The 24,697-nt window shown below is 70.4% G+C and carries 5 protein-coding genes; 2 read left to right on the forward strand and 3 right to left on the reverse strand.

Translation table 11 applies throughout. The annotated features are described in order from the left end of the window. Positions 1 to 4: 4 nt before the first annotated feature. Together ACZ46K_RS18330 and ACZ46K_RS18335 are read right to left on the reverse strand one after the other, a co-directional pair. On the reverse strand, positions 5 to 391 hold the full coding sequence (locus tag ACZ46K_RS18330; protein ID WP_464744011.1) for a chorismate mutase family protein: 387 nt from the start codon (positions 389 to 391) through the stop codon (positions 5 to 7). A 273-nt stretch (positions 392 to 664) separates the two neighbouring features. Next, entirely contained in the window at positions 665 to 1,000 is a 336-nt protein-coding gene (locus ACZ46K_RS18335) for an RNA polymerase-binding protein RbpA (protein WP_464744012.1), read from the reverse strand. Positions 1,001 to 1,181: 181 nt separating this feature from the next. Between ACZ46K_RS18335 and ACZ46K_RS18340 the strand changes: the two genes are divergently transcribed. Continuing rightward, positions 1,182 to 1,514: a hypothetical protein gene (locus ACZ46K_RS18340; RefSeq protein WP_054810921.1), complete on the forward strand. Its 333-nt coding sequence runs from the start codon at positions 1,182 to 1,184 to the stop codon at positions 1,512 to 1,514. A 25-nt stretch (positions 1,515 to 1,539) separates the two neighbouring features. Here ACZ46K_RS18340 and ACZ46K_RS18345 read toward each other — a convergent pair whose 3' ends face one another. Continuing rightward, a complete protein-coding gene (locus tag ACZ46K_RS18345) occupies positions 1,540 to 2,142 on the reverse strand; it encodes a hypothetical protein (protein WP_464744013.1) in 603 nt (200 codons plus the stop codon). A gap of 454 nt (positions 2,143 to 2,596) precedes the next feature. Here ACZ46K_RS18345 and ACZ46K_RS18350 point away from each other — a divergent pair, with 454 nt between their 5' ends. Further along, the gene (locus ACZ46K_RS18350; RefSeq protein WP_464744014.1) at positions 2,597 to 24,688 is read left to right on the forward strand and encodes a non-ribosomal peptide synthase/polyketide synthase; all 22,092 of its coding nucleotides are present in this window, start codon (positions 2,597 to 2,599) and stop codon (positions 24,686 to 24,688) included. Positions 24,689 to 24,697 lie beyond the last annotated feature (9 nt).

Raw genomic sequence — 24,697 nt, forward strand, 5'->3', positions numbered from 1 at the left:
GCGGTCAGCTCCGGCGCTCGACGGACGCGGTGGCGTCCAGGTGGTCCGACGAGGTGTTCTCGCGGTCGCCGACGATGAGGTCCTCGACCCGGCACGCCTCCCCGATCAGCAGGTCGTAGAGTTCGCGCACGAACTCGGTGGACAGTCCGTGGTGGTCGGCGTAGTCGCGGGCGCGGCGCTGCACGAGTTGCATACGGCCGGGTTGCAGCACCGCAATGTCGTGTCGTTGTTTGAGTTCGGCGACGCGCGTGCACAGTGCCAGCCGGTCGCGGACGCCGTCGAGCAGCGCCCGGTCGACGCGATCGAGTTCGACGCGCAACGCCTCGAGCGCGGCCTCGGGGTCGGTGACGGTGTTGATTTCACTGCCGGTGACGGTGTCGTTGTCGTTCACGTGTATTCACCCCCGGGGTGCTGCCCGACCGGATGATCGCCGGTTGATCGGTGTGTGATGTGACGGTGGAGCTGCCGACGGTTCTCGTCCGGCGGGTTCGCCCATAATTACACGCCGATCGTCACGGGTGCCCGCCATTCGATTTTTTGTGGCGTGTCCGCGATCCGACCGGGTCCGGCATCGGCGGGAAAAGGAAATGCCGTTGCGGGAAACAATTCCCGCAACGGCATCGCCGGTTGCGCAGGCCCGGGGTGGTTGCACCCGGTGGGTCGTTCAGCCGCGCCGCTTGCTCTTGATCAGGTCGAGGCGTTCCTTGAGCAGATCCTCGAGGTCCTCCACCGAGCGGCGTTCGAGCAGCATGTCCCAGTGGGTGCGCGGCGGCTTGGTCTTCTTCGGCTCGGGTGCGGCCCCCTCGATGAGGGTGCCCTCGAGACCGTTCTTGCACATCCAGGTCCCGGGGATCTCGGCTTCGTCGGCGAACGGCACGTCGAACTCTTCGCCGTTGTCGCAGCGGTAGCGTGCCATCCGACGCGGCGCGAGGTCGTGGTCACGGTCGGTTTCGTAGCTCACCGCTCCGAGTCGGCTGCCTCGCAGTACACGATCTGCCATGGTGGTGTCCTCTCTCGTAATGCTCCGCCCGGTGGGTCCCGGCACCGATGCGGCGTGTGCCGGCGATGCCCACGTCCACACCATGTCAACGTCGGCGGGGCCGAATCCGTTCCCGAACCGGGGGCACGGCCGATCTGCCAGTTTACCGGCACGGGTTCCGCGCTCGGTAACGTGTCACCCTATGGCCGGACGGGAGCGCAGACCAGCGAGTTGTCTGTGGTGTGGGCGACCGGTGCCGGAGGTCGGGACGGGACGTCGGCGCCGTTACTGCCGCCAGTCGTGCCGACAGCGCGCCTACGAGCAGCGTGCCACCGCGACGAGCTCGGGGCTCGCGGCCGATGCGGTGGTGCTGTCGGCGGTGGAGGCCGAGGCCCTGACCGATCGGGCATTCGAGGTGCGGTGCGCCGCGGAAGATGTGGCGACCGCCGTCGACGAAGGTGCCGATCCGAGGGAACTGCGCCGGTTGTGTGCCGAATTGGTGGAGTTGGCGCGGGCGGCCGAACGACTGCGCTGAGCATCGTCCGGTCACCGCGGTGGGGTCAGACGAAGAATCCGCCCATGGTGTACACGACCTGGCAGAATGCACCGTTGACGTACTGGACCGACCCGAACAGCGCCGCCATGACGGGTCCGGGTCCGGGTGCGATGGTGGTGGACAGTTGCGGGACCCCACCGATCCGGTCGTCGAGCGTGGCGACACCGGCCCGGAAGTTCTCCATGTTCATCCACACGAACTTCAGATCGGCGGCGGCGGGTTGGACGGGGATGGTCGGTTGCACATACACCTTCATCTCCCCGAACCCGATATCCGGATCGGTGTGCGGACCGGGGTGCGCCCATCCGGAGGTCATCGCGAACGGGGTGAACCCGCCGCCGCAGCCCGGGCCGACCGAGGGGGCGGGCGACATGAACGGCTGCGGGATGTTGCGGGGCGGCGGTTCGAGGATCGTAGGGGTGCGGGCGGCGTCGACGAGTCGGTCGAGGGCGTCGGCGAGGTCCGGAGAGCCGGCGAGGTCGGCGCGCAACTGGTCGACGGGCACTCCGGCGGGTGCGGGATCGGCGGCGGCGTGGGTGGGGACCGCGACGGCAATCGCCGCAGCGAACAGGACACCGAGTGAGCGGGCGTACCGGCGACGCGACATCTGATGCTCCTTCGTGGGTGTGAGAATTTGTGCGCCAGGCGGGGAACGGTCGATCGGATACCGCAAGTGGTGGGGCAGGTGTGATTCGAGTTTCGAGAATAGGCATCGGCCGTGGGTTTCGTGTGGTTTCGGCATTTGTCATCGCGAATCAGACATTTCGGATCGGTATATGGAACAGTGATCGAATCGCGATGAAAAAGCAATTTGTCTCGCGGACAAACGTGTCGAGTCGTCATTCCCGGTGGGTCCGAATTACCGATCGGTATCGCATTCGCCGCCCGACGGATTTCTCCGCCTCGAAACCGCACCGGGGCGCAACACATGTGGTCTAGCTTGGGGAGTGCTTCCGCTCACACGGAACAACGCACGACCGGAAATATGGGGCACCGCTGGAGCCACCATGACGCGATGTCGGGGCGCGCCGGTTTCGGCCACATCGCTTCTCGGAGGGGTAATGTCGTTGCGATCTCATGAGTCGGCGCTGCCCGAAGGCGCCTTCCCGCTGTCGTCCGCGCAACGGTCGATCTGGTTCGCGCAGCAACTCGCGCCGCACGTGCCGATCTGCATCGCACAGTACATCGACCTGCGCGGCGACCTCGACATCGATCTGCTGTGCCGGGTCTCGTACCGCGCCGGCGGCGAATTCCAATCTGCCTACCTGCGGATCCTCGAGGTCGACGGCGAGCCTTACCAGGTCGTGGACAGCTCCATCGCCACCGAAACCATCCCGCAGTTCGACTTCCGTGACGAACCCGACCCGCTGCGCGCCGCCCGGGACTGGATGGACGCCGACTACGCCCGCCCGGTCGACCTGACCACCGATCTGCTGGTGAACATGGCGATCCTGCAGATCGCCGACGACCGGTACCTCTGGTACACCCGCATCCACCACGTCGCGCTCGACGGCTATGCCGCGATGACCATGCTCAACCGGGCCGCGGCGCTCTACACCGCGGCACACGAACAGCGTGAACCGGACTCCGCGCGCGCTGCGGACCTGCGCACCCTCTACGACTGGGACCGTGACTACCACGGATCGACCCGCTACGTGTCCGACCGCGACTACTGGCTCGAACGGGTCGCCGGACTCGAGGACGGATCGACCCTCGCGCAACGCGACGCTCCGACGGCTGCGCAGAGCCTGCTCACCGGCACCGCCTTATCGGACGATCTGGTGCGGGCCCTGGCCCTGAGCGACGAGACCGCAAGCTCATCGGCCACCGCGACGGTCATCGCCGCCTTCGCGACCTATCTGGCGCGGATGACCGGCCACGACGATGTGGTGATCAACCTGCCCGTCTCGGCGCGCACCACCGCCGTCGTCCGGCGCAGCGGCGGCATGCTCGTCAATACCGCGCCGCTGCACATCGGGCTCACCGCCGACGACACCCGTCACGACCTGGTGCAACGGGTGCAGCTGGAGCTCACCGGTGCGTTGCGGCACCAGCGTTTCAGCCTCGAGGACATCCGCCGCGAAGGGGGCGCCGCCGGGGATCCGACCCGCTACGCCGGGCCGATGGTCAACGTCATGCTCTTCCACCAGGAGCTCACACTCGGCGACATCCGCGGGGAATTCCACATCATGACCTCCGGTCCCGTCGAGGACCTGCTGGTCAACATCTATCAGAGCGGGACCCCCGCGAAGACCTTCATCGATTTCCGCGGCAACCCGCATCGCTATCACCGCGACGAACTGGCCGGGCACCACGCCGCGTTCGTCGCGCTGCTCGACGAGTTTCTGCGTGCTCCCGCGGACACTCCGCTGGACCGGATCGACACGGCCACCGCCGAAATCGGCCGCCGTCGCCGGCACGAGGTGCAGTCCGCGGCGTTCTGGCGCCGCGCCCTCGCGGGCGCCCCCGAACAGCTCCGGTTGCCACGTACCACCCCGGGCGAGGCCACCGCAGCCCCCGACGACGACACACGCGGCACCGTCGACACCACGATCGCCGTCACAGCCACGGATCTGGATGCCCTGGCCGCGGTGTCGAGCGACCCCGACGACCCCTGGTATCCGGTACTGCACGCCGCCACCGCGATCGTCGCGGCCCGCCTGACTGCCGAGGAGAACACCGTCGTCGGACGGCCCGGCCCCGCGATCCTGCTGCCGTTGTGCGCACGGGTCGACGGCGCGGAACCGTTCAGCACCCTGGTCGACCGGCTGACGGCCCTCGACACCGAGGCCGCAGGCTACGCCGAGATCACCGCCGACGACCTGGCTGCGGCCGGGACCGCCCCGATCCCGCCGGTGGTGCTGGCGGTCACCGGGGACACGACTGCACCGGACACGACCGCAGCCCTGACCCTGCACCTCACGGTCACTGCCGACGAGTTGGCCGTGCACGCCGTGTTCCGCCGCGCCGACATCGACGCCCACACCGCCGAGGACTTCGTGACGCGGCTCGGCCGTGTCCTGACGGCCGCCTGCGCAGATCCGCACCGCCCGGTCGGTGACCTGCCCGTCGTCGCCGACGGTGAACCGCACGGGCTGCTGCCCGCCCGCGGACGCCCGGCGATGTCCCCGCAGCTGTGGCCCGAACTGCTCTCCGCGGTCGCCGCGATCGTCCCCGACAGCCCCGCCCTCGTCTACGGTGACCGATCGGTGACCTACGGCGAACTCGACCTGTGGTCCAACCGATTCGCCCGCGTCCTCCTCGAGGAGGGTGCCGGACCGGAACGCATCGTCGCACTGGGAATCGCGCGGTCCATCGAATCGGTCGCCGCGCTGTGGGCGGTCGCCAAGGCCGGTGCGGCGTTCGTGCCGATCGACCCGGCCTATCCGCTCGACCGCATCGAATACATGCTCACCGATTCCGGTGCCGTGCTCGGCCTGACCACCGGCACACACCGGCCACACCTACCCGACCTCGTGCCCTGGCTCGAACTCGACGCCCCGGACTTGCGCGACCGCATCGAGCACACCTCCGGTGCTCCCGTCACCGACGCCGACCGGCCCTGCGATCTGCACTTCGATCACGCCGCCTACCTGATCTACACCTCCGGATCCACCGGCCGCCCCAAAGGGGTGCTCGTGCCGCACCGCGGCCTGGCGAACCTGTCGGCGACCCTGCACACCCGGCTCGCGCCGCCCCCCACCGCGCGGGTCTCGCACTTCTCGTCGCCGAGTTTCGATGCGTCGATCTTCGAGTACATGACCGCGTTCGGGGTCGGCGCGACCCTCGTGGTCGTCCCGGCCACCGTGTACGGCGGCGACGAACTGACCGACCTGCTCAACCACGAACGCGTCACCCACATGTTCTCGACCCCCGCAGCGTTGGCGTCCCTCGATCCGGCCCGCCTGCAGGCCGCATCGATCACCGTCGCCGGGGAGGCCTGCCCCCCGGAACTCGCCGCGCGGTGGGCACCCGGGCGGCGGATGTTCAACGCCTACGGACCCACCGAAACCACCATCGTCGTCAACATCACCGAACCACTCGTCGCAGGGGAGACCGTCACCCTCGGGGCGCCGGTGTGCGGGGTCACCGAGGTCGTCCTCGACACCCGGCTGCATCCGGTACCACGCGGGGTGGCGGGCGAACTGTACATCGGGGGCGCCGGCGTCACCCGCGGCTATTTCGACCGCCCCGGCCTGACCGCGACCCGATTCGTCGCCGATCCCTACGGCACACCCGGATCCCGCACCTACCGCACCGGTGACGTGGTGCGCTGGTATCACCACGACACCATCGAATATCTCGGACGCTCCGATTTCCAGGTCAAGATCCGCGGGTTCCGCATCGAACTCGGCGAGATCGACGCCGCCCTGACCGACCACGACACCGTCGCGTTCGCCATCACCCTCGGCCGCACCGCCCCCTCCGGCGATCCGATGCTCGTGGCATACGTGCTGCCCGACACCGGTGAGGTCATCGACACCGACACCGTGGTCGAGCACCTGCGGCAGCGGCTGCCCGCACACATGGTTCCCGCCGCGCTCGTGGTGCTCGACCACATCCCGCTGACCCCCGTAGGCAAACTCGACCGCCGCGCCCTGCCCGAACCGGTGTTCACCACCGCCTCGGACGGCACCGAACCGGTCTCACCCACCGAAACCGCGGTCGCGCAGATCCTGACCGACCAGCTCGGGGTCGATCGGGTCGGACTCGACGACAGCTTCTTCGACCTCGGTGGCAACTCCCTGATCGCCACTCGCGTGGTGGCCCGCCTGGGCGACACGTTCGGCACCGAAGTGGGGGTGCGGACCCTGTTCGAGGCCCCCACCGCGCGGGCCCTCGCCGCGTACCTCGACGCGAGCGGCGCCGCCGCGCACCGCGTCGCACGGGTGCCGCTCACGGCACGCCCCCGACCCGAGCGGGTACCGGTGTCCGCCGCCCAACGGCGACTGTGGTTCGTCAACCAGCTCGACACCACCTCCGCCGCCTACAACATTCCCGTCGCCATCACCTTGACCGGCAGATTGGACGTCGCCGCGCTCACCACCGCGGTGCACGATCTACTCGACCGGCACGAGGCGCTGCGCACCCTGTTCCCCGCGACCGCCGACGGCCCGATCCAACAGATCCTGCCGGCGACGGCGATCGACCTCGACCCGATCCCGACCACCGTCGCCGAGACCGACCTCGACCGGGTGGTCGCCGAGGTCGTCACCGCCGGATTCGACGTCACCGTCGACCCGCCGGTGCGGTTGCGGCTGCTACGCGTGCACGACGAGCAGCATGTCGTCGCCGTGGTCGTGCACCACATCGCCGCGGACGGTGCCTCGCTGGCCTCGCTGGCCCGCGACTTGATGACCGCCTATCTCGCCCGCCGCGACGGGCAGAACCCGCAGTGGGACGCGCTGCCCGTGCAGTACGCCGACTACACCCTGTGGTTCGACGAGAGCCTCGGCACCGTCGGCGACCCCACCTCCCGCGCCACCGAGCAACTCGACTTCTGGCACACCCGGCTCGCCGGCGCCCCGGAGATCGGTGCGTTGCCCACCGACCGGCCGCGGCCCCCCGCCCAGTCGTTCCGCGGCGCCACCGTCGAATTCGACATCGAACCCGCCCTGTACCGGAAGATCACCGCGGTCGCGCACTCGCACGGCGCCACCGAATTCATGGTGGTGCACGCCGCGCTGAGTCTGCTGATCGCGCGCCTGTCCGGCAGCGACGACGTCACCATCGGCACCCCCGTCTCGGGGCGCGGGGAACCCGAGCTCGACGACCTGGTCGGCATGTTCGTCAACACCGTCGCGCTGCGCACCGCGGTGCCGTCGGCGATGCCCTTCGGCACCTATCTGCAAGCGGTCCGCGACGGCGACCTCGAAGCGTTCGCGCACGCCGACCTGCCGTTCGATGCGCTCGTCGACCTCCTCGCCGGGTACCGGTCGGCGGCGCATTCGCCGCTGTTCCAGGTGATGCTCGCGTTCCAGAACAACGACACCGCCCACCTGGAACTGCCGGACCTGACCATCGACATCGCGGAAATCGACACCGCCACCACCAAATTCGATCTGCACTTGACGGTCACGGAGATCCCGGGCTCCGACGGGAGCATCGACTCGCTGCACGGCGCCCTGTCGTACGCCACCGACCTGTTCGACGCCGACACTGCCGCCGGATTCACCGACCGCCTCGTGCGGCTGATCACCGCGGCGGTGACCGCACCCGGCCGCGCCGTCGGCGACCTCGACCTCCTCACCGCCGACGAACGCAGCCGGGTGCTCGACGAATGGAACGGCACCACCGCCGCGCTGCCCGCCGGCGACACCCTCCTCGACCCGTTCGCCGCGCAGGTCGCCGCCACCCCGGACGCCCCGGCTGTCGTCGCCGGGAACCACACCCTCGGCTACGCCGAATTCGATGCCGCCACCAACCGTCTCGCCCGGGTCCTGCTGCGCCACGGCGCCGGGCCCGGGCGGGTCGTCGGCCTGGCCGTGTCCCGTTCGCTCGACCTGCTCGTGGGCATGTACGCCATCGTCAAGACCGGCGCCGCCTATCTGCCGCTCGACCCCGAGCATCCCGCCGAACGCACCGGCTACGTGCTCGGCAGTGCCCGCCCCGCGCTCGTCCTGACCGTCACCGCCGACGCCGCCTGCCTCGCGGGCACCGCCGTCGAGGTCCTGCATCTCGACACCCTCGACACCGCCGACGAATCCGACGCCCCCCTGACCGACACCGACCGTCGCCCCGCTGTCGGCGACGACCTCGCCTACGTCATCTACACCTCCGGCTCCACCGGCCGCCCCAAGGGCGTCGCGGTGCCCCACCGCGCCATCGTCAACCGGCTGCGCTGGATGCAGCACACCTATCCGCTGACCGCCACCGACAGCGTGCTGCAGAAGACTCCCGCGACGTTCGACGTGTCGGTGTGGGAGTTCTTCTGGCCCCTGCACACCGGAGCGCGGCTCGTGCTCGCCGCGCCCGGCGGTCACCGCGACCCCGACTATCTGCTCGAGCTCATCGACACGCAGCAGATCACCGTCGCACATTTCGTGCCGTCCATGCTCGCCGTGTTCACCGCGAACGCCGAGACCCGGCCGGAGGCCGGCACCTCGCTGCGGCACCTGTTCGCCTCGGGTGAGGCCCTACCCCCGGAAACCGCCGCCGCGACCCGCCGCGCCTTCCCGCAGAGCGGAGTGCACAACCTGTACGGGCCCACCGAAGCCGCCGTCGACGTCACCGCCTGGACCACCGGCGACGACGACACCGGCAGCGTTCCCCTCGGCAGCCCGGTATGGAACACCCGCGCCTACGTCCTCGACGCCCGTCTGCACCCGGTGCCCGTCGGGGCGGTCGGCGAACTGTATCTCGCCGGGGTGCAACTCGCCCGCGGCTACCTCGCCCGCGGCGCCCTGACCGCCGACCGGTTCGTCGCCGACCCGCACGGACATCCGGGGGAGCGGATGTACCGCACCGGCGACCTCGCCACCCGCCGCCGCGACGGCGCCCTGCTGTACCTGGGCCGCACCGACTTCCAGGTCAAGGTCCGCGGCCTGCGCATCGAACTCGGCGAAATCGAACACGCCCTGCGCAGCCATCCCGACGTCGCGCAGGCCGCGGTGCTCGTGCACCACCTCGCCGACGACGTGCTCACCGGTTATGTGGTGCCGCACCCCGACCGCAGCATCGACACCGCCGCGGTCACCGACGCGCTCGCGCAGCGGCTTCCCGACTACATGGTGCCCACCACGCTGCTCGTGCTCGACCGGTTCCCGGTCGGGGTCAACGGCAAACTCGACCGCGACGCGCTCCCGGCCCCCGAGAAGTCCGCACCCGACCGTGCGTACAGCCCGCCGCGCACCCCCGTCGAACAACTCGTGGCCGACACCTTCGCCGAACTGCTCGACGTGCCCCGCGTGGGATTGCACGACAGTTTCCTCGACCTCGGCGGCGGCTCCCTGCTCGCGATGCGGCTCGCCGCGCGCCTGTCGACGACGCTCGGCACCGACCTCGGCATCCGCGACCTGTTCGACAATCCGACCGCCGCGGCGGTGCTCGATCACGTGCACCGCACCTCCGTCGACGTGCCGTCCACGGCACGTCCCGCGCTGACCGCCGGGCAGCGCCCCGATCCGCTGCCGCTGTCCCCGGCGCAGCAGCGGATGTGGTTCATCAACCAGTTCGACACCACCTCCCCGGCCTACAACATCGCCGTGGCGCTGCGCCTGACCGGACACCTGGAACTGGACACCCTGCGCGCCGCGGTCACCGACGTGGTCGCCCGCCACGAATCGCTGCGCACCCGCTACCCGTTCGCCGACACCGGCCCCGTGCAGGTGATCGTCCCGGCCGCGGCGGCGTCGCTACCCGACTTCACCGTCACCGCGCTCGACGCCGACACTCTGACAGCGCACCTCGACAAGATCGCCACCACCGGATTCGACGTCGCCACCGAAATTCCCGCCCGCATCCGGCTGCTCGCGCTCTCCGACACCGAGCACGTGCTCGTGATGGTGCTGCATCACATCACCGGCGACGGATTCTCCCTCGGGCCGCTGGCCCGCGATGTCATCACCGCCTACACCGCCCGCGCCGCCGGGCACGGCCCCGGCTGGGCGCCGCTGCCGATCCAGTACGCCGACTACACGATGTGGCAGCGCGCGGTGCTCGGTGACGAGACCGACCGAGAATCCCTCGCCGCGCGGCAATTGTCGTTCTGGCGTGAGCGGCTCGACGGGGTCCCGGAACTGCTCGAACTGCCCCTGGATCGGGCCCGTCCGGTGCAGCAGAGCCGTCGCGGCGCCCGGGTGCCGTTCACGCTCGACGCCGCCACCCACCGCCGGTTGGTGGCGTTGGCGCGCCGGCACGACACGTCGGTGTTCATGGTGGTGCATGCCGCGCTGGCGGTGCTGCTCGCCCGGTTGTCGTCGACCTGCGACATCGCGATCGGCACGCCGGTCGCGGGGCGCGGGCACCGCAACCTCGACGAGTTGATCGGCATGTTCGTCAACACCGTCGTGTTGCGCACCCGCGTCGACGACACCGAATCGTTCGCGGCGTTGCTGCGGCGGGTCCGCGGGGACGACCTCGCGGCGTTCGATCACGCGGACATCCCGTTCGAGCGTCTCGTGGAGGTCCTCGATCCGCCCCGGTCGACGGCGTATTCACCGCTGTTCCAGGTGATGCTCGAATTCCAGGACACCGAACGCCCCGAGGTGGTGTTGCCGGACCTGACCGTCGGGGTCCTCGATCTCGCGGCGCCGTTGTCGCTGTTCGATCTGCAGTTGTCGGTCGCCGAAACCGTCGACGACGACGGGCCGGCCGGGATCGCGGCGTACTTCACCTATGCCACCGATCTGTTCGACACCGACACCGTGGTGTCGTTCGCGGACCGGTTCACCCGCATCGTCGACGCGATCAGCGCCGAATCGCCCGCGGCCGTGGGCGCCGAGATCCCGGTCGGTGACATCGGCATCGTCACCGGTGTCGAACTGGCTGCCCTCGCCCCGGCCCGTGGCCTCCCCCCGGTCTCGCCGCAGCAGTGGCCGGAGATGCTCACCGCCATCGCCGCGATCGTGCCCGACTCGGTGGCCTTGTCGTTCCGTGGCCGCGAGGTGACCTACCGGGAACTCGACAACTGGTCCACTCGCGTCGCCCACCTGCTCATCGACACCGGAGTGGGACCGGAAAGTGTGGTGGCACTGGGTATTTCGAGGTCCATTGAATCGGTGGCGGCGGTGTGGGCGGTCACCAAGGCCGGCGCGGCGTTCGTGCCCGTCGACCCCACCTACCCACCCGAACGCATCGCGTACATGCTCACCGACTGCGCCGCAGCCCTCGGATTGACCACCGCAGACCACCGCGACCGGTTACCGGGAACCGTGCCGTGGCTCGTCCTCGACGACCCCGACCAGCGCGAGCGCATCGCCACGGCGTCCACCGACCCGATCACCGACACCGACCGCACCACCCCGCTGCTGTTCGACCATCCCGCCTACCTGATCTACACCTCCGGCTCGACCGGCCGACCCAAGGGGGTCGTCGTCACCCACCGGGGCCTGACCAACCTCAACGCCGAGGTCCGCGACCACTTCGCGATCACCCACCACGCCCGCGTCTCGCACCTGGCGTCCCCGAGCTTCGACGCGTCGATCTTCGAATACACCAAGGCGTTCTGCGCCGGCGCGACCCTGGTGATCGTGCCGCCCGACGTGTACGGCGGCGACGAACTCGCCCGGCTCCTGCGCGACCAACAGGTCACCCATGCATTCATCACCCCCACCGCGCTGGCCTCCCTCGACCCGCACGACCTCGACACCCTCCGCGTCCTCGTCGTCGCCGGGGAGGCATGCCCACCGGAACTCGTCGCCCGATGGGCCCCGGGCCGCCGGATGTTCAACGGCTACGGCCCGTCCGAGGCCACCATCGAAACCAGCGTCAGCCCGGCGCTGCACCCCGACGAGGTCGTCACCGTCGGTGGTCCCGCCGTCGGCTTCCATCAGGTCGTCCTCGACGACCGGCTGCGGCCCGTGCCCGTCGGGGTGGCCGGCGAACTGTACATCGGCGGGCCCGGCGTCGCCCGCGGCTACCACCGTCGCCCCGACCTGACCGCGGCCCGGTTCCTCGCCGACCCCTACGGCCGCGGCGGTGAACGGATGTACCGCACCGGCGACGTCGTGCGTTGGCGCGCCGACCACACCGTCGAATACCTCGGCCGCTCCGATTTCCAGGTCAAGGTCCGCGGCTTCCGCATCGAACTCGGCGAGATCGACGCCGCCCTCACCGGCCACGACCACGTGGTGTTCGCGCACACCGCCGGACACACCGCTCCCTCCGGCGACACCGTGCTGATCGCCTACGTGCTCCCCGAGACCGGCACCGACATCGACCCCGCCGCGGTCCGCGCGCATGTCGCCGCGCGCCTGCCCGCCCACATGGTGCCGGCGACCGTGGTGGTGCTCGACGAGATCCCCCTGACCCCCGTCGGGAAACTCGATCACCGGGCACTGCCCGTCCCGGACCTGACCGCCACCGGCGGTGACTACCGGCCACCGGCCACGGACCTCGAACGTGTCCTCGCCGACATCCTCGCCGACATCCTCGGCCACGAGCGGGTGTCGGTGGAGGACAACTTCTTCGACATCGGCGGCAACTCCCTGATCGCCACCCGCGTCGTGGCCCGCGTGAACGCCGCACTCGGCACCGACGCCGGGGTGCGAGTCCTGTTCGAGGCCCCCACCGTGCGGAGCCTCGCCGCGCGGGTCCTCGACGATCACGGCGGGCACGCACACACCCCGTTGGTGCCCGCGGTGCGCCCCGAACGGCTCCCACTCGCCCCCGCCCAGCAACGGATGTGGTTCGTCAACCAGTTCGACACCACCTCCGCCGCCTACAACATCCCCCTCGCGATCCGCCTCACCGGCCACCTCGACCCGGCGGCTCTCGACGGTGCCGTGTCGGATCTGCTGGCTCGGCACGAGACGCTGCGCACTTGGTATCCCGGCGACGAGAACGGACCCCGGCAGCTCATCTCGACCGCCGAGAAGGTCCTGACCGCGCTGCGCCCGGAACCTGTCGCGGAGACCGACCTGCCCGACCGCGTCGCCGACCTGATCGGCGCCGGTTTCGATGTGGCCACCGCGGTGCCGGTCCGCGCGGCACTGCTCGCACTGTCCGACACCGAGCATGTTCTGGTTGTGGTGGTGCATCACATCGCCGCGGACGGCGCGTCGATGGCGCCGCTGGCCCGGGACCTGATGACCGCCTATCTGGCCCGCACCCGTGGCACCACCCCGGATCTGCCGCCGCTGGCCGTGCAGTACGTCGATTACGCCCTGTGGCAACAGGATCTGCTCGGTGATCCCACCGACCCGGAGTCGATCGCCGCGACCCGACTCGACTTCTGGCGCGACACCCTCGCCGATCTGCCGGAGGTGCTGCCGCTGCCCACCGATCGTCCGCGGCCGCCACAGCAGTCGTTCCGCGGCGCGGTGCACCGCTTCGACGTCGACCGCGCGGTGCACGCTGGTCTGGTCGATCTCGCCGCCGCGCACAACGCGACGCTGTTCATGACGGTGCACACCGCGCTGGCGGTGCTCCTCGCCCGATTGTCGGGCACCGACGACATCGCAATCGGCAGCCCCGTCGCCGGCCGTGGGCACCGTGCTCTCGACGACCTGGTCGGCATGTTCGTCAACACCGTGGTGTTGCGCACCCCCATCACCGGGGCGCTCTCGTTCAGCGATCATCTGCACCGCACCCGCGAGGTCGATGTCGCGGCGTTCGGGCACACCGAACTGCCATTCGAGAAACTCGTCGACGCGCTTGCCCCGACCCGCGCCACCGATCATTCCCCGCTGTTCCAGGTGGTGCTCGAGTTCGGCAACACCGAGCGCGCCCACCTCGAGTTGCCGGAGTTGACCGTCGAGGCCCTCGACGCCGACATGAGCGTCGCCAAGTTCGATCTGCAGCTCACGGTGCAGGAAAACCCGGACGGTGGCCTGAACTGCGCGTTCACCTACGCCACCGATCTGTTCGACGCCGACACCGCCGTGGCGATCACCGACCGGTTCGTGCGGGTGCTCACCGCGGTCACCACCGACCCGCAACGCGCGATCGGCGATCTCGATCTGCTCACCGACCTCGAATCCGCCACCCACTCCGCCGCGCGCACGGACGGCCATTCCGCCGTGAGCAGCGACACACTGCTCGATCTGTTCCGCCGCGGCGCCGCTCTGGACCCCGACGCGGTCGCGGTGACTGCCGACGACGGACAGCTGACCTACCGGCAACTCGAGGAGCGTGTCCACCGCCTCGCGCGGCTGCTGCTCGATCACGGGGCGGGCCCCGACACCCTCGTCGCGGTGGCCCTGCCCCGCACCTGCGAACTCGTCGCCGCGTTGCTCGCGATCCTCGACGCCGGCGCCGGTTACCTACCGATCGACGTGGCCTACCCGCCGGAGCGCCTCGCGTTCATGTTCGCCGACGCCCACCCGGTGTGTGTGCTCACCACCGCCGAGCACGCCGCGTTCATGCCCGAGACCGCCCCCGAGACGGTGCTGCTCGACGAGCAGGCCGTGCACGACCGGCTCGCCGCGCTGCCCACCGCGCCCCTGACCGACGGGGAGCGGCGCCCGGTGCATCCGGATCAGACCGCGTACGTGATCTACACGTCCGGGTCCACCGGCCGCCCCAAAGGTGTGGTGGTGCCGCACCGCACCGTCGTGACCCTGATGACCGACACGCACCCGCAGTTCGGTTTCGACCAGCACGACGTGTGGACGCTGTTCCACTCCTACGCCTTCGACTTCTCGGTGTGGGAACTGTGGGGTGCCCTCGCGCACGGCGGCCGCCTCGTCGTCGTCGACTACCACACCGCCCGCACCCCCGACGAGTTCCTCGCCTTGCTGCGCCGCGAACAGGTCACCGTCCTGAACCAGACCCCGACCGCATTCCAGCAACTCGTCGAAGCCGACCGCGCAGCCGGGGGGCCACCGCTGCCGTTGCGCTGGATCATCTTCGGTGGCGAAGCCCTCGATCTGGCGCAACTCGACCGCTGGTACCGCCGGCACGACGACACCACGCCCACGTTGGTGAACATGTACGGCATCACCGAAACCACCGTGCACGTCACCGCGTTGCCGCTCGATCGCGCGATGGCCGCGGAGGCGAACGCCAGCCTCATCGGTGCACCGCTGCCCTCGCTGCAGCTGCACATCCTCGATACGCGGTTGCATCCCGTCCCCACCGGCACGATCGGCGAACTGTACGTCTCCGGTGGGCAATTGACCCGCGGTTATCTGCACCGTCCCGATCTGACCGCCGCCCGCTTCGTCGCGGACCCGCACAGCAGTTCCGGCGCGCGGCTCTACCGCACCGGTGACCTCGCCCGCCGCACCCGCGGCGGCGACGTCGAATACGTCGGGCGCAGCGACTTCCAGGTCCAGATGCGTGGTTTCCGCATCGAACTCGGCGAGATCGAAGCGGCTCTGGTGCGGACTGCCGGTGTCGCCCGCGCTGTGGTGGTCGTGCATCATGACGAGCGCACCGCCACCGACCGGCTCGTCGGTTATCTCGTGCCGGAAACCGGGGTGGATCTCGACGTCGACACCGTGCTGGCGCGGGTCGCCTCCGACCTCGCCGCGTACATGGTGCCCGCCACTTTGGTGGTGCTCGATACCCTCCCGGTGGGGGCCACCGGCAAACTGGACCGCCGTGCGCTGCCCGCCCCCGATTTCGCGGCGCGCTCCGCGGTGACCCGCGCCCCGGCCGGGGACCGCGAGACGCGGCTCGTCGAGTTGTTCGCGCAGGTTCTCGGTCTCGACACCGTCGGGGTCGACGACTCGTTCTTCTCCCTCGGCGGCGACTCGATCATGTCGATCCAGTTGGTGTCGCGCGCCAAGGCCGCCGGGCTCGAACTGACCCCGCGGGACGTGTTCGAGCACAAGACGCCCGCTGGGCTCGCCGCGGTCGCCGCCACCACCGCCGCGCCGACCGTGCTGCCGGAACTGCCCGGTGGGGGTGTCGGTGAGATGCCGCTGCCCCCGATCGTGCACTGGATGCTCGAGCGTGGTGGCAGCTACGACCGGTACACGCAGGCGGTGCTGCTGCGGCTGCCGACCGATCTGACCGGGCCCGTGCTCACCGCCCTGATCCAGACACTGCTCGATCGGCACGACATGCTCCGCGGTCGCCTGTACTCGAGTATCGACCGGCCGCACAGCGCCGCGCTCCACGTCGACCCGCCCGGTGCGGTGCACGCCGACACCGTGATCCATCGGGTGCCGGTCACCAGCGCCGCCGACACCGACGAGTTCTTCACGCTGGCTTCGCACGAACTGGACGCGGCTGCGGACCGGCTCGATCCGTCCGCCGGGGTGCTGATGCAGGTGGTGTGGTTCGACTCGGCGACCGGCGCAGGGCGGCTGCTGCTGGTGATCCACCATCTCGCGGTCGATGGGGTGTCGTGGCGCATCCTGGTGCCCGACCTTGCGGCGGCGTGGGCGGCCGGCCTCGGCCCGGACGCCCCGGCGGCGGCGCTGCCGCCCGTGACGGGGACGTCGGTACGCCGCTGGGCGCACGCCCTCACCGACTCTGCGCACGATCCGGCGCGCCGCGCCGAACTCGGGTTCTGGCGCCGCACCGTCGATGTCGTCGAACCTCCGGTGGGTGATCGACCGTTCGATCCGGTCATCGATGTCAACGACACCGTCGCGACGGTGGAGGCGGTGCTGCCCACATCGGTGACCGAGGCGCTGCTCACGACGGTGCCCGACCGGTTCCACGGGTCGGTCGAGCACGGGCTGCTCACCGCCTTCGCGCTCGCGGTCACGGCGTGGCGCCGCGACCGCGGACAACGCCGGGACGTGGTGCTCCTCAACGTCGAAGGGCACGGCCGGGAGACCGCCGCCGCCGACGGCGCCGACCTGTCCGGCACCGTCGGGTGGTTCACCACCATCCATCCGCTGCGCCTCGACCTGGCCGGACTCGACCTCGACGACGCGCTCGCCGGGGGTCCCGCCGCGGGCCGCGCCATCAAGGCCGTCAAGGAACACCTCGCCGCGGTCCCCGATCACGGTGTCGGCTTCGGTCTGCTGCGGTATCTCGCCGACGACACCGCCACCGAACTGGCGGCGCTGGCGACCCCACAACTGAGTTTCAACTATCTCGGTCGCCCCACCGTCGGCACCGACACCTCCGCCGATGTGCCGTGGCTGCCGATCGGCGCGTTCGGGCGTGGCGGCACGCAGAGCCTCGACATGCCCGCCGCCGCCGTGGTCGATCTCAATGCGGTGACGGTCGACGGCCCCGACGGGCCGGTGCTGCGCACGTTCTGGTCGTTCCCGGCCGGTCTGCTCGACGACACCGACGTCACCGCCCTCGCCGCGCGGTTCACCGCCGCCGCGACGGCGCTGGCGCGGCATGCGCGTAGCCCGCACGCCGGGGGACTGACCCCGTCGGATCTGCCGCTGGTGCAGCTCGATCAGCCGACCCTCGAACTTCTCGAGGACCGGTACGGTCCGCTCGAGACGGTGTGGCCGCCCGCGCCGCTGCAGACCGGTCTGCTGTTCCACGCGTTGCTCGCCGGGGACGACCCGGACGCGTATGTCGTGCAGCTCGTGCTCGACGTCACCGGCCGGCTCGACCCGCCGCGGCTGCGGCGCGCGGTGCAGCTGCTGCTGGTGCGGCACCCGAACCTGCGGGTCGCGTTCACCGGCGACGGCGCCGACGGCTACGTGCAGGTGGTGCCGACCCACACGGAGGTGCCGTTCACGGTGGCGGACACCAGCGACGATCCGGATCCGGACGCTGCCGCCACCCGGCTGCTCGACACCGACCGCACCACCCGATTCGACACGGCCGCCGCGCCACTGCTGCGGGTCACGGTCGTGCACATCGGCCCCGACCGGCACCGGATCGCCTTGACGAACCATCACCTGCTGCTCGACGGCTGGTCCACCCCGGTCCTGATCCGGGAACTGCTCGTGCTGTACGCCACCGACAACGACACCTCGATCCTCGAACGGCCCCAGAGTTTCGGCACGTATCTCGCGTGGCTCGCCGACCGCGACCCCGACGTCTCGCTCGACGCCTACCGCCGCGCGCTCGCCGGGGTCGACGAGCCGACGCTGCTCGCCCCGCAGCACCGTACCGGCGCCACCGGCGGCGTCTCCGAGGACCTCGATATCGATGTGAGCGCCGAATTGTCGGCGCGGATCGACACGGTCGCCGCCGCGCGTGGGGTCACCGTCAACACGGTGGTGCAGGTCGCGTGGGGGTTGGTGCTCGGTGCACTCACCGGCCGCAACGACGTGGTGTTCGGGGCGACCGTCTCCGGCCGGCCTCCGCAGGTGGCGGGGATCGAAACGATGGTCGGATTGTTCATCAACACCGTCCCGGTACGCATCACGGTGCACCCCGGCGACACCGTGGGGGGGCTCGTCGACCGGGTGCAGGCCGAACAGGCAGCGCTGCTCGATCATCATCATCTGGATCTGAACACCCTCGATCGGCATGTCGGTGCCGCCGTCCGGTTCGACACGTTGACCGTGTTCGAGTCCTATCCGGTCGACGCGGCCGGCATGAGCGCCGACACCGACATCGCCGGCATGCGGATCACCGGGATCACCGGCCGCGACTCGGCGCACTATCCGCTGAGCGTCGTCGCGCACACCGACACCGCGATGCATCTGCGGATGAAGTACCTGCCCGAGGTGTTCGACCGCAGCGAGGTTGCGGTCGTCGCCGACCGCATCGTCGCGGCCCTGACCACCTTGACCGGCGACCCCGCCGCGCTGCTCGCACAGCGTTCGGTGCTCACCGCCACCGAACGCGGCGTGCTGACCCCGGTGCACGGCCCGGACGGGGGTTCGACACTGACCCTGCCGGAGTTGTTCACCGCCACCGCGGCCGCGTATCCCGACGCGATCGGGGTGACCGACGGCGACGTCGCGATGACCTACCGGGATCTCGATGCCCGGTCGGATGTGCTGGCCCGCCACCTGATCGCCGACGGCGCCGGGCCGGACACCGTCGTCGCGCTGGGTATCGCCCGCTCCGTCGAGTCGGTGCTCGCGATGTGGGCGATCACCAAGACCGGGGCGGCGTTCGTGCCGGTCGATCCGCGTTATCCGGCCGAGCGGGTCGCGTTCATGCTCGCGGACTGCGGCGCGACCATCGGGGTCACCACCGGCGCGCACCGCGGCGGGTTGCCCGACACGGTGCGATGGCTCGACCTCCACAGCAGCGACCTCCACACCGACACGCGCACCGGCGTCACCGCACCGATCACCGACGCCGACCGGCGGATGCCGCTGCGCCTCGACCACACCGCCTACCTGATCTACACCTCCGGTTCCACCGGCCGCCCCAAGGGGGTGGTGACCACACACCGCAGCCTGCACAATTTCGCGCTCGACCAGCGCGAGCGTTTCGGTGCGGGGCCGGGCTCGAAGGTCATGCACTTCTCGTCACCGAGCTTCGACGCGTCGATATTCGAATACCTGCTGGCCTTCGGATCCGGCGCCACCCTCGTCGTGGTGCCCCCGGAGTTGTACGGGGGCGCCGAACTCGGCCGGTTCCTCGCCGAGCACGCCGTCACCCACGGTTTCATCACCCCCGCCGCCCTCGCCTCCCTCGATCCCGCCGACCTGACCGCGCTCGTCGAACTCGCCGTCGGCGGCGAAGCCTGGCCGGTGGATCTGCTCGACGCCTGGGTACCGGGCCGGCGCCTCGTCGACGCCTACGGGCCCACCGAAACCACGATCATGGCCGCGATCAGCGACCCGCTGCACCACGACAGCACCCTGACCCTCGGGCCGCCGCTGCGTGGGGTGCACGCCGTGATCCTCGACGAGTTGCTGCGGCCCGTCCCCGTCGGGGTGGCCGGTGAGCTCTACCTCGCCGGTACCGGACTGGCGCGTGGTTATCACGCGCGGCCGGACCTGACAGCAGGCCGGTTCGTCGCCGATCCGTACGGCCGGGCGGGGGAGCGGATGTATCGCACCGGGGATGTGGTGCGGTGGGTCGGTGACCCGGCGGGCCGGCTCGAGCTCGAATATGTGGGCCGGTCCGATTTCCAGGTCAAGATCCGCGGGTTCCGTGTCGAACTCGGCGAGATCGACGCCGCCCTGTCCACCCATCCCGACGTCGGGTTCGCTGTGACCGTCGCGCACATCGCCCCGTCGGGCGAGACCGTACTCGTCGCGCACTGCCACCCGACCGCTCCCGGAACCCTCGACCGGGAATCCCTCAAAAACCATGTGGCGCAGCGACTTCCTGCGCACATGGTGCCGACCTTCATCACCGTACTCGACGAGATCCCCCTGACGCCCGTCGGGAAACTCGACCGCAATGCCCTACCCGTACCGGATCTGACCCGCACCGGCACCGACCACCAGCCGCCCACCGAGGGACTCGAAACCGTTCTGGCCGAGCACCTGAGCGAACTGCTCGGACTCGACACCCTTTCGGCCACCGACAGTTTCTTCGACATCGGCGGCAACTCACTGATCGCGACGCGCGCCGTCGCCCGCCTCGGCGAACACCTGGGCCGCGACATCCCCGTGCGCGCCCTGTTCGAGCATCCCACCGTGCGGGACCTCGCGGCGCATCTGGACGCTGTCGAGGGCACCCCCGACCACGGCGGTCCCCGTACCGGGCCCACCGCGGGGCAGCGCCCCGACCGCATTCCGTTGTCCCCGGCCCAGCAGCGCCTGTGGTTCGTCAACCAGTTCGATACCACCTCCGCCGCGTACAACATCCCGCTCGCGATCCGACTGAGCGGGCACCTCTCCCGCGCAGCGCTCGGTGCTGCCCTCCACGATGTGCTGGCCCGGCACGAAGCGCTGCGCACCGTGTACCCGGCCACCGCCGACGGACCGTACCAGCGCATCCTCGCCGCCGACGACGTGCCACTGACCCTCGATGTGGTGCCCGCCGGCGCCGACGCGGCCCTCGCCGCGGTCACCGAGTTCGCATCGGCCGGGTTCGACGTCACCGTCGATGTGCCGCTGCGGGCCCGGGTGTTCGCGCTCGGACGCGACGAACACATCGCGGTGCTCGTGGTCCATCACATCGCCGCAGACGGCTCGTCGTTGGCACCGCTGGCCCGCGACCTGATGATCGCCTACCAGAGCCGCACCCGCGGTGACACCCCCGCCTGGACACCGCTGCCCGTCCAGTACGCCGACTACGCCCTGTGGCAGCACGACCGGCTCGGCGACCCGGCCGACCCACGGTCCCTCGCCGACACCCAGATCCGGTTCTGGCGCGACACCCTCGCCGAACTGCCCGAGGTGTTGCCGCTGCCCACCGACCGGCCCCGGCCTCCGCAACAATCGTTCCGCGGTGACGTGGTCCGCTTCCCGATCGACGCGGCGCTGCATCAGCGGCTCACGCAGCTCGCCGCGGCGCACGGCACCACGGTGTTCATGGTGATGCACGCCGCCCTCGCGGTGCTCCTCGCGCGGTTGTCGGGCACCGACGACATCGCCGTCGGCAGCCCCGTCGCCGGCCGCGGGCACCGCGACCTCGACGAGGTGGTCGGCATGTTCGTCAACACCGTGGTCCTGCGCACCCCGGTGTCGGCAGCGGCGACCTTCACCGAACTGCTCACCGACGTCACCGACCGCGACCTCGACGCCTTCGCGCACACCGACATTCCGTTCGAGACCGTGGTCGAGACCGCCGACCCGATCCGCTCGACCGCGCATTCACCGCTGTTCCAGGTCTCCCTCGAATTCCAGAACACCGAACGTGCCGCGCTGGAGCTGCCGCATCTGACGGTGCAGGGTGTGTCACTGGACCCGACAGTGTGCAACTTCGACCTCGAACTGCTCGTCGCCGACGCCGCTGGGGTCCTCGACGCCGGAGCGTCCGGGAACGGTCTCGACGCCGCGTTCGTGTACGCCACCGACCTGTTCGACGCCGGTACCGTCACCGGATTCGCGGCGCGCCTGACCCGGCTGCTCACCGCCGTCACCGCAGATCCGGATGTCCCGGTCGGTGACATCGACCTGCTCACCGACCTCGAACACGACACCCTGGTGCCCGCGTGGGGTCCGGACAGTGTCGGTGCCCGATTGTGGCCGGAGCTGCTCGACGACGCCGTCGCCGTCGATCCCACCGCCGTCGCGGTCGTCGACGGGGACCGCACCATCGCCTACCGCGAACTCGACCGTGCCTCGACCGCACTGGCGTGGCTGCTCCTCGATCGCGGCGCCGGCCCCGACACCGTGGTGGCGCTCGCGTTGCCCCGGTCGATCGATTCGGTGACCGCGGTGTGGGCGACCACCCGCAGCGGCGCGGCGTTCGTGCCCGTCGACCCCACCTATCCACCCGAGCGGATCGAGTTCATGCTCACCGACAGCGCCGCGACCGTCGGGATCACCGACACCGCGCACCGCGGCGCCCTCCCGGACACCGTGGATTGGATCGTGCTCGATTCGGACGAGATCCGCGCCGACCTCACCGCCCGCGGCACCACCGCGATCACCGACGCGGATCGTCCGACGCCGCTGCGCTCCGACCACGGCGCCTATCTGATCTACACCTCCGGTTCCACCGGCCGCCCCAAGGGTGTGACCGTCACCCATCGCGGACTCGCCGACCTCGCCGCCGAGGAACACGACCATCTGCTCGTCGAACCCGGCAGCCGCGTCTCACACCTGGCGTCCCCGAGTTTCGACGCGTCGATCTTCGAGATGATGATGGCGCTGTCCGCGGGGGCGAGCCTGGTGATCGTGCCGCCCGGCGTGTACGGCGGCGACGACCTCGCCGCCGCATTGCGCGCCCACCGCGTCGACCACGCCTTCATCACCCCCACCGCGCTCGCCTCCCTCGACCCGGCGCAGGTCCCCGACCTGCACGTGCTGCTCGTCGCCGGTGAGGCATGCCCACCGGAGCTCGTCGACCGCTGGGCCGACGGACACCGCATGATCGACGCCTACGGCCCCACCGAGGCGACCATCATGACCTCGCTGACCGACCCGCTGCGCGCGGGGCAGCCGGTGACCATCGGTCGCCCGTCGCGCGGATTCCGGTCCCTGGTGCTCGACGCGCGGATGCGCCCCGTCCCGGTCGGGGTGCCCGGCGAACTGTATGTGGCCGGGCCCGGACTGGCGCGCGGCTATCACGCCCGGCCCGATCTGACAGCCGGCCGGTTCGTCGCCGATCCGTACGGCCGGGCGGGGGAGCGCATGTACCGGACCGGGGATGTGGTGCGGTGGATCGGTGACACGGCGGGCCGGCTCGAACTCGAATATGTGGGCCGCGCCGACTTCCAGGTCAAGATCCGCGGGTTCCGTGTCGAACTCGGCGAGATCGACACCACGCTCACCGGCCACGATCAGGTGGTGTTCGCGCACACCCTCGGCCACCTCGCCCCCTCCGGGGAAACGGTGCTCGTGTCGTACGTGCGCGCCGCCGAGGGCGCCGCCCCCGACCCGGTCGTGTTGCGTCGGCATGTCGCCGCGCACCTGCCCGGGCACATGGTGCCGACGGCGATCGTCGTCCTCGACGCCATCCCGCTGACCCCGGCCGGGAAACTGGATCGGCGCGCGCTGCCCGCACCGGATTTCACGGCCCGCACCGCGGAGGGCCGCGCCCCCGACACCGACCTCGAACGTCTCGTCGCGGACGTGTTCGCCACCCATCTGGGTCTGACGGCGGTCTCCGCGGACAGCAACTTCTTCGAACTCGGTGGTACGTCGCTGCTCGCGACCCGCCTCGTCCCGGATCTGTCGCAACGCCTCAACCGGAGGATCGGATTGCCGGCGTTGTTCACCCATCCCACGGTCGCCGACCTGGCGCAACATCTGAGTGGGGACGCGGACAGCGGCACCGTCGACGACGCCCTGCGGGTGCTCGTGCCACTCCGGGAAGGCACCACACCGGCGTTGTTCTGTGTGCATCCCGCGGCGGGTCTGGCCTGGGGGTACGCCGGGCTCACCCAGCATCTCGACGGGGAGCGCGCCGTGTACGGGCTGCAGCTGCCCACTTTGAGTGGTTCCGGCACCGTCGACAGCATCCGGTCGCTGGCGGTGCGTTACGCCGAGGAGATCCGCCGGGTGCAGCCACACGGTCCGTACCATCTGCTGGGCTGGTCGCTGGGCGGGATCGTCGCCCACGCGGTCGCCGTCGAACTGCAACGCGACGGGGAGGTCGTCGACACCCTCGCGTTGCTCGATGCGCACCTCAACGTGCCCGGCGGTGCCGCCCCGGCGGTCAAGGACATGCTCCGCGATCTCGGTGTCGCCGTCAACGGGGGCCCCGACCCCAGCTACGACGACGCGCTCGAACTCCTCGAGGTCACTTTCGGGGAGTTGTCGGGGCTCACCGCGCAGCACCTCGAACGGTTGCACGCCGGGTCGGCGGCCGCGGCCCGCGCGGCGCGGCGGCATTCACCGGTGACCTTCCACGGTGACGTGTTGTTCTTCACCGCCACCCGCTCCGCCGGGTCGGTGCCCGCGGTCGCCGCGTGGCACGACGTCGTCGACGGCGAGATCCATCAGTTCCGGATCGACTGTGAGCACCACGAGATGGTGGCTCCGCCTGCGGCGCAGGACATCGCCGCGGTGCTCATCGCGCGTCTCGGGGACAGCGATGTGAGTGTGCGACGTGGGCACGGACGGTGGGGGATCGGTACGGAGGTGTCGCGCTGAGCGGGGCGG

Source organism: Rhodococcus sp. JCM 9793 (assembly GCF_055380405.1).

What these genes read in the sequence shown, in the direction of transcription:
- ACZ46K_RS18350 (WP_464744014.1), top strand. Translation starts at nt 2,597, where the DNA reads ATGTCGTTGCGATCTCATGAGTCGGCGCTGCCCGAAGGCGCCTTCCCG.
- ACZ46K_RS18335 (WP_464744012.1), bottom strand. Translation starts at nt 1,000, where the DNA reads ATGGCAGATCGTGTACTGCGAGGCAGCCGACTCGGAGCGGTGAGCTAC.
- ACZ46K_RS18345 (WP_464744013.1), bottom strand. Translation starts at nt 2,142, where the DNA reads ATGTCGCGTCGCCGGTACGCCCGCTCACTCGGTGTCCTGTTCGCTGCG.
- ACZ46K_RS18340 (WP_054810921.1), top strand. Translation starts at nt 1,182, where the DNA reads ATGGCCGGACGGGAGCGCAGACCAGCGAGTTGTCTGTGGTGTGGGCGA.